At 61.0% G+C, this 12,733-nt stretch carries 11 protein-coding genes; 3 read left to right on the top strand and 8 right to left on the bottom strand.

Annotated elements, in window-relative coordinates; translation table 11 throughout:
* Nucleotides 1-219: 219 nt before the first annotated feature.
* Complete coding sequence (locus D8780_RS03685) at nucleotides 220-1,197, bottom strand: DnaJ C-terminal domain-containing protein (protein WP_121644407.1); 978 nt, start codon at nucleotides 1,195-1,197, stop codon at nucleotides 220-222.
* Between the two features lie 92 nt (nucleotides 1,198-1,289).
* Nucleotides 1,290-1,745, bottom strand: a complete 456-nt coding sequence (locus D8780_RS03680; RefSeq protein ID WP_121644406.1) for an RT0821/Lpp0805 family surface protein — start codon at nucleotides 1,743-1,745, stop codon at nucleotides 1,290-1,292.
* A gap of 69 nt (nucleotides 1,746-1,814) precedes the next feature.
* Between D8780_RS03680 and pdxH the strand changes: the two genes are divergently transcribed.
* Nucleotides 1,815-2,429, top strand: coding sequence for a pyridoxamine 5'-phosphate oxidase (gene pdxH / locus D8780_RS03675; protein WP_121644405.1), 615 nt, complete (start codon nucleotides 1,815-1,817; stop codon nucleotides 2,427-2,429).
* Between the two features lie 3 nt (nucleotides 2,430-2,432).
* Here the strand turns inward: pdxH and D8780_RS03670 are convergent, their stop codons facing one another.
* Complete coding sequence (locus D8780_RS03670; protein WP_121644404.1) at nucleotides 2,433-3,194, bottom strand: crotonase/enoyl-CoA hydratase family protein; 762 nt, start codon at nucleotides 3,192-3,194, stop codon at nucleotides 2,433-2,435.
* A gap of 13 nt (nucleotides 3,195-3,207) precedes the next feature.
* The gene (locus D8780_RS03665; protein WP_121644403.1) at nucleotides 3,208-5,031 is read right to left on the bottom strand and encodes an acyl-CoA dehydrogenase family protein; all 1,824 of its coding nucleotides are present in this window, start codon (nucleotides 5,029-5,031) and stop codon (nucleotides 3,208-3,210) included.
* 265 nt (nucleotides 5,032-5,296) lie between these two features.
* Between D8780_RS03665 and D8780_RS03660 the strand changes: the two genes are divergently transcribed.
* Entirely contained in the window at nucleotides 5,297-6,889 is a 1,593-nt protein-coding gene (locus tag D8780_RS03660; protein WP_245412247.1) for a GH25 family lysozyme, read from the top strand.
* 40 nt (nucleotides 6,890-6,929) lie between these two features.
* On the opposite strand, the gene purD is transcribed toward D8780_RS03660, so the two are convergent.
* Nucleotides 6,930-8,204 carry a phosphoribosylamine--glycine ligase gene (gene purD, locus D8780_RS03655; protein WP_121646339.1) on the bottom strand — a complete coding sequence of 425 codons (1,275 nt, stop codon included), beginning with the start codon at nucleotides 8,202-8,204 and terminating at the stop codon, nucleotides 6,930-6,932.
* Nucleotides 8,205-8,339: 135 nt separating this feature from the next.
* Here purD and ubiA point away from each other — a divergent pair, with 135 nt between their 5' ends.
* Nucleotides 8,340-9,413 carry a 4-hydroxybenzoate octaprenyltransferase gene (gene ubiA, locus D8780_RS03650; RefSeq protein WP_121644401.1) on the top strand — a complete coding sequence of 358 codons (1,074 nt, stop codon included), beginning with the start codon at nucleotides 8,340-8,342 and terminating at the stop codon, nucleotides 9,411-9,413.
* A gap of 72 nt (nucleotides 9,414-9,485) precedes the next feature.
* On the opposite strand, the gene D8780_RS03645 is transcribed toward ubiA, so the two are convergent.
* From D8780_RS03645 to D8780_RS03635, 3 genes are all read right to left on the bottom strand, one after another.
* Entirely contained in the window at nucleotides 9,486-10,061 is a 576-nt protein-coding gene (locus D8780_RS03645) for a DUF6101 family protein (protein ID WP_245412246.1), read from the bottom strand.
* 215 nt (nucleotides 10,062-10,276) lie between these two features.
* The gene (locus D8780_RS03640; RefSeq protein WP_121644400.1) at nucleotides 10,277-11,689 is read right to left on the bottom strand and encodes an FAD-binding oxidoreductase; all 1,413 of its coding nucleotides are present in this window, start codon (nucleotides 11,687-11,689) and stop codon (nucleotides 10,277-10,279) included.
* On the bottom strand, nucleotides 11,686-12,684 hold the full coding sequence (locus D8780_RS03635; RefSeq protein WP_121644399.1) for an L-threonylcarbamoyladenylate synthase: 999 nt from the start codon (nucleotides 12,682-12,684) through the stop codon (nucleotides 11,686-11,688). Before D8780_RS03635 ends, D8780_RS03640 begins: the two co-directional genes overlap by 4 nt.
* Nucleotides 12,685-12,733 lie beyond the last annotated feature (49 nt).

Below are 12,733 nucleotides of genomic sequence, written 5' to 3'. Positions count from 1 at the left end.
CCGAAGCGTGGAAAAGTATATCGCTTCCCAAGTTAAAACCGGTGAAAAGCTTTCCTTGAATGCTGCTGCCGTTTTTCGCCGCTGACGTCGCTTGTTTATATCCCGAGCGACCTCCACCGCGTACGGGTTTGGAGGGTGAATACCCTGGTAATGGGCTGAAGCCGAGCGCTGGACATCACATCATGCAGCTGGTGGCAATGATGCATCCAAGCGCATCGCTCAGATGCTTCCTTCCCTGGCCGACTGCTCCGCGGTTTCGTGCCGGAGAAACTGCTCGAGCGCGGCGTCACCGCCTTCCGGCAACATGATACGAAGGTGAACCAGAAGGTCGCCGGAGCCGCCATTCTTCCGACCCAGGCCCTTTCCCGGAATGCGCAGGACCTTGTCAGAGGACGACCATTTCGGAACGGTCAGCGCGACGCGTCCACCCTTTGGCAAATCCACGGCAACCTTGCCGCCGAATACGGCCTGCCGAAGATCGATCGGCTGATCCATATGCAGATTTGAACCATCAATGCGGTACCGGGCATGTGGGATGAAGCGAATCGTGATGAGCGCATCACCCGGCTCTCCGCCCATGGGGGAAGCGGCACCCTGGCCGCGCAGGCGAATGGTCTGGCCGTCCTCCACATGTTCAGGCAGTTTGACCGCGAGCTTTCGGCCGTCCGAAAAGACAGCCGTCACCTTTTCGGCGCCGAGAATCTGCTCCAAGGTGACATCAAGCGTCGCCTGGATGTCCGAGCCCTTCGGCGAAAAGCCGGAAGATGATTGCCGCCGGGAGCCGCCACGATCGCCTGCTCCGCCGCGAGCGGCCCGGCCGAAAAGTTCGGAAAAAATATCGTCCGTAAAGCCGCCTCCGCCACCAGGGCCGCTGCGAAACTCGAAATGCGAACTTCCCGGCCCTGACTGTCCCCGGCGGAAACCGCCAAACGGATCGCCGCCGCCACCGCCGGCAAACCCGGCAAAGGCAGGCTTGCCTTCGGCGTCGATTTCACCGGCATCATATTGCTTGCGCTTTTCGGTATCGCCCACGATATCATAGGCTTGGCTCGCCTCTGAAAAGCGCTCACGCGCTTTCGGATCATCCTTGTTCGCATCAGGATGATACTTCTTGGCGAGCTTACGAAACGCGCTCTTGATTTCCTTGTCCGACGCCGTCTTGGCGACGCCGAGCACTGTATAGGGGTCGCGGGCCATCGCTGTTCAATCCACGGAAAATGCAGAGTTTCAGTTACCGTGAATATGGTAACTTACGTCCCATACTTCCAGTCTAAACGCGTTTAAAAGGGTCATACACGCTGAAAGCGAGTGGCCATCCATTCATCCAGCGCGCCGCGGCAGGCCTCACCCGTCCAGAGCGCTACGCCCTGATAAGTCTGGCGGCTGACGGTAAACTGACGACATGTCACACCGCCCTCGGTCTTTTCACGAATGCTGTCAATCTGACCGGAGGCCCCGGTTTTGGCATTTCGCCAGGCCAGCCCCTCTTCCCCGTGGGTCGAGAGATCCGCAGCCGTCACCATGCCGATAATCGCTTCGCGATCGCTTTGGAGTTCGTCCTCGACCGCACTGCCAAAGGGATCGGGCGCGGCCTTCGTCTTGGCTTCTGACGGGGCAATCGAACCTGTTATCAGCGTTGGATCGTCATCGATCTTGGCGAGATTGACCCCACCACCGCAGCCGGCCAGGCCCCACGCAATAAACGCCAGCGTTGTCACCGGGACACACCGTGACTGGCGCTTCATCTCGCGCTGCCTTAATTGACGGCTAGCGGGCAAACTGCCTCTCCGAACGCAATAACAGGACGTCTCATTTTGGAACCGACAGAGTTAACGGCTGGTGACTTTACCGAACATTCCGATCCGTTCGAGCTCTTTCGCCTCTGGCTGGCCGATGCGGAGAAGACGGAAATCAACGACGCCAATGCCATGTCACTGGCGACCGTCGACGAATTCGGCATGCCCGATGTCCGGGTGGTTCTGCTGAAAGGTTTGGACGAAGAAGGCTTCGTTTTCTACACCAATTTCGAAAGTCAGAAAGGCCAGCAGCTTCTCGCTCAGCATCGCGCCGCTCTTTGCTTTCACTGGAAGTCCCTGCGGCGTCAGGTGCGTATTCGCGGCACTATCGCTCCGGTGGCTGAAGACGAAGCCGACGAGTATTATGCCTCGCGCCCTCGGGGCAGCCGAATCGGCGCCTGGGCCAGCCAACAGTCTCGCCCCCTGCCCGATCGAGAGACGCTGGAAAATGCCGTCGCCGCTTATGAGCGCAAATTCGAGGGCGAAGAACCGTCCCGTCCGCCGCACTGGTCCGGCTTTCGCCTGACGCCGGTGCAGATCGAGTTCTGGCACGACCGGCCGTTTCGCCTGCATGATCGCATGCGGTTCGATCGCGAAAGCGAAACGTGGCGGAAAACGCGCCTCTATCCGTAAGGGCTAGCTCTTTGAGGGCCTGCTGCGAGTCATGAAAGCCTGAAAAGCCTGGCGCGCTTCATCGCTTCTGAGGCGCTCGCCAAACAGCTCACCTTCACTCCTGCAAAGCGCCAGGCGGGCGTCGCGATCGCCCATCAGTAAATCACGGGCGATCGCAAGAGCTTCCGGCGGCTTGCGCGACAGACGCTCGGCCGTGGCCAACGCTTCCACCTCGAGCCGCTCAGGCTCGACGATTTTCCAGACAAGGCCTGCGTCACGCGCCTCCTCGCCGCTTAGCGGCTCGCCCAGCGCCAAAAGCGCAAAGGCGCGCTGATGGCCCATGATTGCCGGCGCCTGCTTCGAAGATGCAAATTCCGGGGTCAACCCGAGGTCGAGGAACGGTGTCGTAAAGCTGGACCGCGCAGTGGCAATCGTCAGATCACAGTTGAAGTGAATCGTCGTACCGATACCGACAGCGATGCCGTCGACACCGGATACGACCGGCTTTCTGGCCCGAATCATGGCGTCCATGAATTCGAAGACCTCACCGCCATGCTCGCCCCCCGTGGCGATCGCCATGAAGTCGCCAAGGTCGTTCCCCGCCGAGAAGACGCCTTCCCCACCCATCAGCAGGTGAACGCGGACCGCATCGTCGGCATCGGCGTCCCGAATGGCCGTCGCCATGGCGGCATACATATCGCGGGTCAGCGCGTTCTTCTTCTCGATGCGATCCATGCGAATGACGCTGACCGCGCCCTCGCGGCTCACCTTGATGTGTTCGCTCATAATCTTCCCCCGATCAGCCGGTGACCAGAGCGTGCTCGGCGGCGGCACTCAAACTCGGCGCGCCCGTCATGACACGGTCTTTAAGGGAAGCGGTCTCGGAGAGCACGTTTTCAGCAAAGAAGCGAGCGAGAGCCGCCTGACCTTCACCGCTTCCCGCCATCGCACCCTTGGCAAGATAACAACCGCCGGCCGTCAGCCCGAACTGGCGAAGATAAGGGGTCGCGCCTGCCAGCGCGATGTCATGTTCGCCGGCCTGAAGGCGCTCCTGCAACCATGTCGTCACTTCGTCGAGGTCGTCCAGCGCCCGAGTGAGGCGTTCGCCGGTCGCGCCAAGCGCCTGCGTATTGGACTGTCCTGCCTTCTCGGCAATCTGCCGCAGTTCGACGATGTAGTCATGGACGGCCCGGCCGTCGGCTAGCGGCAGCTTGCGCATGACCAGATCGATCGCCTGGATGCCGTTGGTACCTTCATAGATGGGTGCAATCCGCGCATCGCGCAGTAGACGCGCCGCACCGGTTTCCTCCACATAACCCATGCCGCCATGAACCTGGATGCCCACATTGGCGACATCGACACCCACATCGGTGGAGAAGGCCTTGGCAATCGGCGTCAGAAGATTGGCGCGGGCGGACCATTTGCTCGTATCGTCCGCCTCTCCTTCCGCGCCAGATGCGGCCCCTCGCGCAGAAACGCCGTGCGGATCGTGACTAAGATCGATGGCTATACCGCAGGCGTAGCAAATAGCGCGTGCCGCGCCGGTCAGCGCTTTCATGGTCAGCAGATTACGCCGGACGTCAGGATGCAGCACGATCGGCGCCATGCCCTGGCCATCCCAGCCAGGTGCCTTGCCCTGTCGCCGCTCCTCCGCATAGGCGAGCGCCTTCTGGTAGGCCGCTTCGGCAATGGCCACACCTTCAAGACCAACCAGAAGCCTGGCATTGTTCATCATCGTGAACATGCAATTCAGACCGCGATTTTCCTCGCCGATGAGCCAGCCGATGGCGCCGGCCTCATCGCCGAATTTGCCGTCGCCATAGATCATCGTGCAGGTCGGTGAGCCATGAATACCGAGCTTGTGCTCGACACTGTGGCAGTAGACATCGTTGCGTGTGCCGGGCGTGCCGTCCTCGTTCGGAATGAATTTCGGCACCAGGAAAAGCGAAATGCCACGCGTTCCCGCGGGTGCGTCGGGCAATCGCGCCAGCACCAGATGCACGATATTGTCGGTGAAGTCGTGCTCGCCGTAGGTGATGTAGATTTTCTGGCCGAAGATACGATAGGTGCCGTCGCCGGCAGGCTCGGCCTTGGCCTTCAAAGCAGCCAGGTCGGAACCCGCTTGCGGCTCGGTCAGATTCATGGTGCCGGTCCACTCGCCGGACACCAGCTTTTCGAGATAGATCGCTTTCAGTTCGTCAGTGCCGTGGGCCTCCAACGCCTCGACCGCGCCCATGGTCAATGTGGGACAGAGTGAGAACGCGACCGATGCGCTGTTCCACATTTCGGCGACAGCCAGGCCGAGTGCCATCGGCAGGCCCTGCCCGCCAAAATCTTCCGGTCCGGTAATCGCGTTCCAGCCGCCTTCGATCCAGCGGCGATAAAGATCGGCCCATCCCTCTGCCGTGGTGACCGTGCCATCCTTCACACTCACACCGTCGCGGTCGCCATTGGGTCCGAGGGGTGTCATCTCTTCATTGGCAAAGCGCGCAGCCTCGTCGAGAATCGCATCGACCAGATCCTCCGAAACCTCCTCCCCGAATCGGCCCTTCTCCATGGCCGCTGAGAAATCCACCGTGTGCTTGAGCGTATGAGAAATTTCTGAAACCGGGGCGCGGTACATGCTGTGCCTCCCATCATCTGTCCGGGCTTTTGCCTTTATATTTGCCAGCACAAGTGATGCAGAGGACCATCCATGTCCAGCTTCAGGCGTGTTCCACAACCGGACGTATGATCCCGGCGGACACCAAATGTGGCAGTTGCCGGCCCATTTCCGTCAAACCCAAGCCCCATTGCCCCGCCATAAGTTGCAGCGTGGGCAACGCTTCCGTGGGATGTCGGAAGCCAAACAGACAAACAAAACGAGGGGATGCTGCGTGCGGGACGGCATGAAGACACTCACTCTACGAATCGGCGGCGCAATTCTGGCAGCCATGATGGCATTGCCGGCATCGGCTGAAACGGCCAATGAACCATGGAAGCGCGACGACCGCGCTCTGGTCATCGACGCCTATGAATACAACCCGATCGACTGGGATGCGCTTTCCTCCGACGAGCGCGTGGGCGGCTTCATCAACAAGGCCTCCGACGGCCTGCCGCCGCAATACCGGTGCAAGGGCTCGGGCATGGAATACGACCATTGCCGGTTGGCATGGAAGCGGTACTCCGTCACCAAGGAACTCTACCATACACGCAAGACCATGGCGAAGAGCCTCGGCTATGTCTGGGGCTCCTATCATCTGGGCCGGCCGGGCAACCCGGAAGAACAGGCCGATCATTTCCTTCAATTTGCCGATCCGCAGGATGACGAGCTGATCGCGATCGACATCGAGGATAACGATCCTGAAAAATTTATGAGCCTGGAAGACGCCGAGATTTTCGCCAAGCGGATCAAGGCGCGAACCGGCCGCTGGCCGGTGCTCTACACCAATGGCAGCACATCGGAATTCATCGCCCAGCGCGCCGATGAGTATCCGATCCTTTCCCGCCTGCAGATCTGGTACGCCCGCTACCGTACCGAGATCGAAGGGGTCTTTCCGCTCGGCAACTGGGAAAATTACGCTCTTTGGCAGTTCGCGAGCCACATCAATTGCAAGGGCAAATCATCATGCCCTTACCGTCCGCTCGGCACCGCCGAGGACATCGATGTGAACGTCGCGCCGATGAATAAGGCTGCCCTGCAAAAGGCATGGCCCTTCGGCGAGCTGGCGCCGCAACGCGTGCCTGACGAAATTCTCGTCGCCGAAAACGAGGACACAGATGAAGGCCAGTTGGCTGCCGCCGGAGAAATGGTCGAAGTGGCCACGGCGGACGAAGGCTTCATCGCGATGCCGACTCCCATGCGCTCGCCGCGCGACTCCGGCGAAGCCGTATCGGTCGCAGCGCTGGACGAGGCCGAAGCGGATAATGTTTTAGCGGACGCTGCCGGCGCCGTGACGACGTCGAAATCCGCTGGCGAAATGATGGCATTTGCCGGTCGTTCAAGCTCAAAACGGACGGCAGGTCAGGCGCTCGCCAATTTCGTGTCCGGCAAGACAATAGGACCGGTGCAGACCAAATCTGACCTGACCGTCTCGGCCTTCACCCCTGCCAAGTCCACAAATGCGGCCGAAGGCCCTTCCGAAAAGAAGGCATCGAAGGCTACAGCTTCCGATAAAGAGGACAGGGCCACCGCAGACGAGGCGACGATCGCGCTGAAATCGATCGATAGCGGAAAGAAAACCGCCGCGGTCGATCATAGCAAACTTGTCAGCAACAAGCGGATGACGCGCGCCTCTCTTCTCTCTGCAGAGAGAACCCAGCTGAAAAAGAAAGTCACGACCAAGGTAGCGCCCAAGACGGAAAAGCGGGAAGAAAGCGAAATCGGCTTCTTCGAACGGATTCAGGCGATCATCGATAATACGCCTGAACGGCCATCGCTGCCGCTTCTTGGCTGGAATGTCGAGAACGACGCCACTGCCAAGCAAAAACGCATCCGCTGATTTTCTCGGTTCTAGATGTTACGGAAAGAAACGCGGAGGTTCATCCTTCGCGTTTCAAGGCCCGCCAGGCAATATCGCTCCGGTAGAACCCGTCCGGCCAATCGATCCTTTCGATTGCGCCATAAGCGCGCTCACGTGCCTGCTCGAGCGTCGCGCCATTGGCGGTTACGTTCAGAACGCGTCCCCCACTAGCGACCAGTTGACCGGATTTCAGCGCCGTTCCGGCATGGAAGATCGTCACGCCTTCGCCGGCCGCTTCGTTGAGTCCTGCTATCGCACCGCCCTTTTTCGGTGTGCCGGGATAGCCCTCGGCGGCCATGACTACGGTGAGAGCCGGCTGCTCCGTCCATTCCAGCTCTTCGCATTCGGCTAGGCGCCCCAGCGCTGCGGCATGTAGAACCGGCAGCAGATCGCTCTTCAGACGAACCATCAGCACCTGGCATTCAGGATCTCCGAAGCGGACATTATATTCGATGAGTTTCGGACCTTCTTCGTCAATCATGAGCCCCGCATAGAGCACACCGGTGAAGGGCGTGCCGCGTTCCGCCATCCCGTCCAGCGTCGGCTGAATGATCCGCGTCATGACGGTTTCGATATGTTTGTCGGTCAAAACCGGAGCGGGTGAGTAGGCTCCCATGCCGCCGGTGTTGGGACCGACGTCGCCATCACCGACGCGCTTGTGATCTTGGGCACCGGCAAGCGCTACGGCCGTTCTGCCATCGCAAAGGCAGAAGAAGGATGCTTCCTCGCCCGACAGGAAGTCCTCGACGACGACCTCCGCACCAGCCGAACCAAAAAGGCCTTCGAAACAGTCGTCGACGGCGGCGCAGGCCTGATCGACCGTTTCGGCGACCGTCACGCCCTTGCCGGCTGCCAGGCCATCGGCCTTGATGACGATCGGAGCGCCCTTGGAACGGAGGTAGGCTTTCGCTTTCGGCGCATTGTTGAAACGCGCCCAGCCGGCCGTGGGAATATTTTTCAGGTCGCAGATTTCCTTGGTGAAGGCTTTCGAACCTTCCAGCTGCGCGGCGTCCTTCGAAGCGCCGAAGCAGGGAATGCCTGCCGCGCGCAGATCATCCGCGAGCCCGGCGACCAAGGGCGCTTCAGGTCCAACCACGACAAGATCGATGGATTCATCCTTACAGAAGGCAACGATTTGCGCGTGGTCGGAGACGTCCAGTTGCACGCATTCAGCGTGGTCGGCGATACCGGGATTGCCGGGTACGGCGAAGAATTTGCCCAATCGGTCCGACTGCGCGATTTTCCACGCCAAGGCGTGTTCGCGTCCGCCCGAGCCGATAAGAAGCGTATTGATTCCGGTCATGACCTCTTTCCGCGCTATTCGTCTTTCCATTTGCCCTATGGCGGGCCAGCCGGCGAATCAAGCGTGCGCGTCTGCTTTCCCTTAGAGATGGCTTGACCGTCCGCCCCCGCGCTGCAATCTGCCGGCATGGATAAGGTTCAGGATTTTGGCCGTCAGGGCCGTGTTGCCGATGCTCCTTCCGGACACTGGGTCTACAGGCTTCTGCGGCCCTCGGCCTGGCCTTACGCCCAGCTCGCGCGTTGGGACCGTCCGATCGGCTGGTGGCTCTTGCTGTGGCCCTGCTGGTGGAGCCTTGCCATGGCTGCGAGCGCACAGAACGTCTCCAGCCCTTTCTGGGGAGCCGCTTCGAAAACAGGAGAGACCTACTCTGCACTCTCCCCGCCCGCCATTGTCGTTCTCTTCGTCGCCGAGCTTCTTCTTTTCATGATCGGCGCCATCGCCATGCGCGGCGCGGGTTGCACCTGGAACGATCTGATCGACCGGAAAATCGACGCGCAGGTTGCCCGCACGCGGTCCCGCCCGCTTCCCTCCGGCCAGGTTAGCGGAAAACAGGCTTTATCCTTCATAATCGCGCAGGCCTTATTGGGGCTGGCCGTGCTTATGGGATTTGCCTTTCTGCCGCTTCTTGTTCTTGGAGTGCCATCAGGGTGGGCGCTCGCAACGATCCTCACCGGCATCGCATCGCTTGTCATCGTCGCGATCTATCCCTTCGCCAAGCGCATCACCAACTGGCCGCAGAGCGTGCTCGGCCTCGCGTTTTCATGGGGTGCGCTGATGGGCTGGCAGGTCTGGCACGGCTCGCTCGACTGGCCGCCGCTCGCGCTTTACGCCGGCGCGGTGCTCTGGACGATCGGCTACGACACGATCTACGCCCATCAGGACAAGGAAGACGATGCCCTCGTTGGCGTGCGCTCCACGGCGCGTCTCTTTGGCGACCGGACCGGTTGGGCGCTGATCTGGCTGTATTCCGGTGCGCTTGTTTTCTTTGCGCTTGCCTTTTCCCTTGCTAAGGTCCCCTTACCGGCCTTCGCGGGGCTCGTCGCCGCAGGCCTCCATATGGCACGGCAGATCCGTACGCTGGATATCGACGATCCGGACCAGTGCCTCGCTCTTTTCAGGAGCAACAAGCGGATCGGCTGGCTGGTGTTCTTCGGCCTTCTCGGTGGATGGGGATGGGCAGCACTCTCGCCCTACATCTGACCGAAATGAATGGGAAACGGGCGGCTCCGATCATGGAACCGCCCGCCGGAATGCTCTTGAAAGCGCGATCGCTCAGCCGCGCGCTATGATTTCCTGACCATCGACCAGAAGTCGGACACCCATCGAACCCGTTCGGCGGCGGGCAAGAAATCGCGGCCGACGCGCACGGGTGGAACGACCCGCGCGGCGCTGGCTCGGCTGCGATTTCTTCACCGCGCCAAGGCTCTCCTCAAGCGTGCGCGCCACGCCGTCGGATTCGATGAGAAGCATAGGAAGCCCGAGCTTTTCTGACCACAAATGCCAATCAGCGGCAACGTCGTCGAGATTGTCGGCGATGAGCAGCGGGATTGTCAGGTTCGGGTCGTCGTGGAGCAGCTTCAGCGTCACGTCGATCCGGCCGCCTTCAAGTTCCCGGGCTTCTGCGGCAACGCCACGAAACGCCGTCAGGCCGATCATCATGGAAAGCGGCAGGCCGCTCTTTTCCAGAACGCGCCTTGCGACGACACCCTTTTCGTACACGGTGAAGCTGACCGGCTCACCATTTTCGTCGTAACCGCAGCTCACGGTCTGGGGCAGATGAAAAGGATCGAGCCGGAGGCTGGCGATCTCTTCCCTTTGTGCGATCATCCGATCGGCGATGTTCTTCATATTGGCGTTCCCTGTAAGACTTCCGATCCAATCGTCGGGCAACTGCCCGGAAGTTCGTGCGCACCGTCTTTTGCGGCGTCGATGGGCAGAAGATACGGGAAGGAAGACCGAAAGCCTCTTAAGAGGAACGGTGAACAAAACCTAAGCGAACCACAGGGTTACAGAAAACCAAACAGGACAGTCCCTGGAAAGAACACCTTAACGATAGACGCCGGTCAGATCAGCTTGCCGGGGTTCATGATTTTCGCGGGATCGAGCGTCCGCTTGATCCGACGCATGATTTCGAGGCTGACAGGATCGGCGGTCTCGCCGAGCTCGTCCCGCTTCAATTTGCCAATGCCGTGTTCCGCCGCGAAGGAGCCCTCATAGCGGCGTACCACCGCATGAACGGCGGTGTTCAGCGCCTTCCATTTGGCGAGAAATTCCTCGCCCGCTCCCGCGGGTCCTTGCACGTTAAAGTGCAGATTGCCGTCACCCATATGGCCGAAACACATAAGCCGGCCTTCGGGTACCTCACGCGCCACCACACGCCCGGCTTCTTCTATAAAAGCCGGAATGTCAGAAAGCGGGACCGAGATATCGTGCTTGATCGAAGCGCCCTCGACACGCTGCGCGTCGGGGATCGTCTCGCGGACCTGCCAAAATGATGCGCCCTGCGCGATCGATGCGGCCAGCGCGGCGTCGGAGACAACGTCGTCCTCAAGCGCAGCGCCAAGGATTTCTTCGGCCAGTGACCGCGCTTCCTCTTCACTCCTGCCAGAGGATATCTCGATCAGCACATGCCAGGGCGTGTCGCTCTGGATCGGCACTCGAACGCCGGACATATGCTTTTCGGCCAGTCGCACCGCGCTGTCAGCCATCAGTTCGAAAGCGCTCAGCGATCCGCCAGCAGCAGCCGTGGAACGGCGGAGGAGATGCAAGGCGGCAGCGGGATCGCTGACACCAGCCCATGCAACCTGCCGGCCCCGGGGCTGCGGAACCAGCTTCAGAACCGCCGCGGTGATAACGCCGAGCGTTCCCTCCGCACCGATGAAGAGGCTTTTCAGATCATAGCCCGTATTGTCCTTACGCAGCTTTTTCAGGTCGTGCATCACCTCGCCGGTCGGAAGAACCACTTCGACGCCGAGGCAAAGATCGCGCGCATTGCCATAGGCCAGCACATTGACCCCGCCGGCATTGGTGGAAAGGATGCCGCCGATCTGGGCCGAGCCCTGGCTGGCGATGGAAAGAGGGAAGAGAAAGCCCTTGTCGGCCGCCCTCTCCTGAACGGTCTGGAGGATTGCCCCGGCTTCCACGGTCATTGTGCCGGCGTCCTCATCAAGTTCCCGTATGGCCGCCAGGCGGGAAAGTGACAGAACGATTTGGGTGCCGCTATCATCTGGTGTCTGGCCTCCGACAAGGCCCGTATTGCCGCCCTGCGGCACGACCGGCGTGCCCATTTCCGTTGCCAGCTTGAGGATCGCGGCAACCTCACCGACGGAACCGGGCCGCAGGACGAGAGGCGTTCTTCCTTTAAAGAGCTTGCGCAGTTCATGACCGTAAGCGGCGGTGTCCGCTTCGTCACGCAGCGCATTCTTGTCGCCCACAACGGTCGCAAAACGTTCGATCAGCTCCCGCGTAACGCTCATGCCCGGCTATCCTCCTGCCTCGGTGCGGCGGCACGGGCGAGGCGGTCGCGTATCGCCTCCCCCAGACCGGTCTCAGGGATCGGCTCAACGGCTATCGTCGCCGCGCCGGCGCCATCAAGCACCCGCATTGCGGCAAAGAGGCGCGCCGCCGCCTGCCGAAGATCACCGACGTCACTCAGATTCTCCACCGCAACAGCATGTTCCGCGCCCGGCACCCGGTCCGGCCCGAAAGCCAGAAGCGCCTCGCCGTCCCGAACTTCGTCAATATCCAGCCGCATGGCCGCACCGGGCGCATAATGTGATTTCAGCATGCCGGGCGCTTCGATGGCGGCACCATCGCCGGCGCGGCGCACTTCTCCGAAATTTGCCAGTTCGTCTGCCGTCACCCCGCCCGGCCTAAGAATCGTGATCGCGCCGTCTTCTACCTTGACGATCGTGGATTCAACGCCGACGGGCGGCGCACCGCCGTCAATAACGAGGGCGAGCGAAGCGCCGAGGTCATCGGCGACCGTCGCCGCATCCGTTCCGGATATCCGGCCCGACCGGTTGGCGCTCGGTGCCGCGAGGGGGCGACCCAGCGCGGCGATGACTTTTGCCGCGAAGCCGCGTGGCTGCCTTATCGCGATGGTCGGCTGGCCAGCAGTGACCAGATCATGAATGGGGGCATCATCCCGCCGGGGGAGAACCAATGTCAGCGCGCCCGGCCAGAACGCACTGGCGAGACTTGCCGAAAGAGGATCGAACATCGCAAGGCGATCGGCCATTTCCCAGCCATCGACATGAGCGATCAGAGGATTGAAGCGAGGCCGCCCCTTGGCGGCAAAGATCGCCGCGACAGCCTCTCCATTGGCGGCGTCGGCTGCCAGGCCGTAGACCGTTTCCGTCGGCAGGGCCACGAGTTCGCCGGCATCCAGCGCATGGCAGGCCCGTTCAACGCTGCCCGGCGCATCTTCCCGCAGGATAACTGGTCTGCTCTGGTCGTCAGATGTGTCCATACGAACGGCCTATCCTCAACTTCTGCGCTACGCAACGCACGGTCTTAAC

The sequence above is a fragment of the Notoacmeibacter ruber genome (genome assembly GCF_003668555.1).
In the GTDB taxonomy this organism is placed as follows: Bacteria; Pseudomonadota; Alphaproteobacteria; order Rhizobiales; family Rhizobiaceae; genus Notoacmeibacter; species Notoacmeibacter ruber.
Note: the sequence above shows the minus strand (reverse complement) of the source record. Positions and strands in the feature narration are given on the sequence as shown.

What these genes read in the sequence shown, in the direction of transcription:
- D8780_RS03685 (WP_121644407.1), bottom strand. Translation starts at nt 1,197, where the DNA reads ATGGCCCGCGACCCCTATACAGTGCTCGGCGTCGCCAAGACGGCGTCG.
- D8780_RS03680 (WP_121644406.1), bottom strand. Translation starts at nt 1,745, where the DNA reads ATGAAGCGCCAGTCACGGTGTGTCCCGGTGACAACGCTGGCGTTTATT.
- D8780_RS03670 (WP_121644404.1), bottom strand. Translation starts at nt 3,194, where the DNA reads ATGAGCGAACACATCAAGGTGAGCCGCGAGGGCGCGGTCAGCGTCATT.
- D8780_RS03665 (WP_121644403.1), bottom strand. Translation starts at nt 5,031, where the DNA reads ATGTACCGCGCCCCGGTTTCAGAAATTTCTCATACGCTCAAGCACACG.
- D8780_RS03660 (WP_245412247.1), top strand. Translation starts at nt 5,297, where the DNA reads ATGAAGACACTCACTCTACGAATCGGCGGCGCAATTCTGGCAGCCATG.
- ubiA (WP_121644401.1), top strand. Translation starts at nt 8,340, where the DNA reads ATGGATAAGGTTCAGGATTTTGGCCGTCAGGGCCGTGTTGCCGATGCT.
- D8780_RS03645 (WP_245412246.1), bottom strand. Translation starts at nt 10,061, where the DNA reads ATGAAGAACATCGCCGATCGGATGATCGCACAAAGGGAAGAGATCGCC.
- D8780_RS03640 (WP_121644400.1), bottom strand. Translation starts at nt 11,689, where the DNA reads ATGAGCGTTACGCGGGAGCTGATCGAACGTTTTGCGACCGTTGTGGGC.
- D8780_RS03635 (WP_121644399.1), bottom strand. Translation starts at nt 12,684, where the DNA reads ATGGACACATCTGACGACCAGAGCAGACCAGTTATCCTGCGGGAAGAT.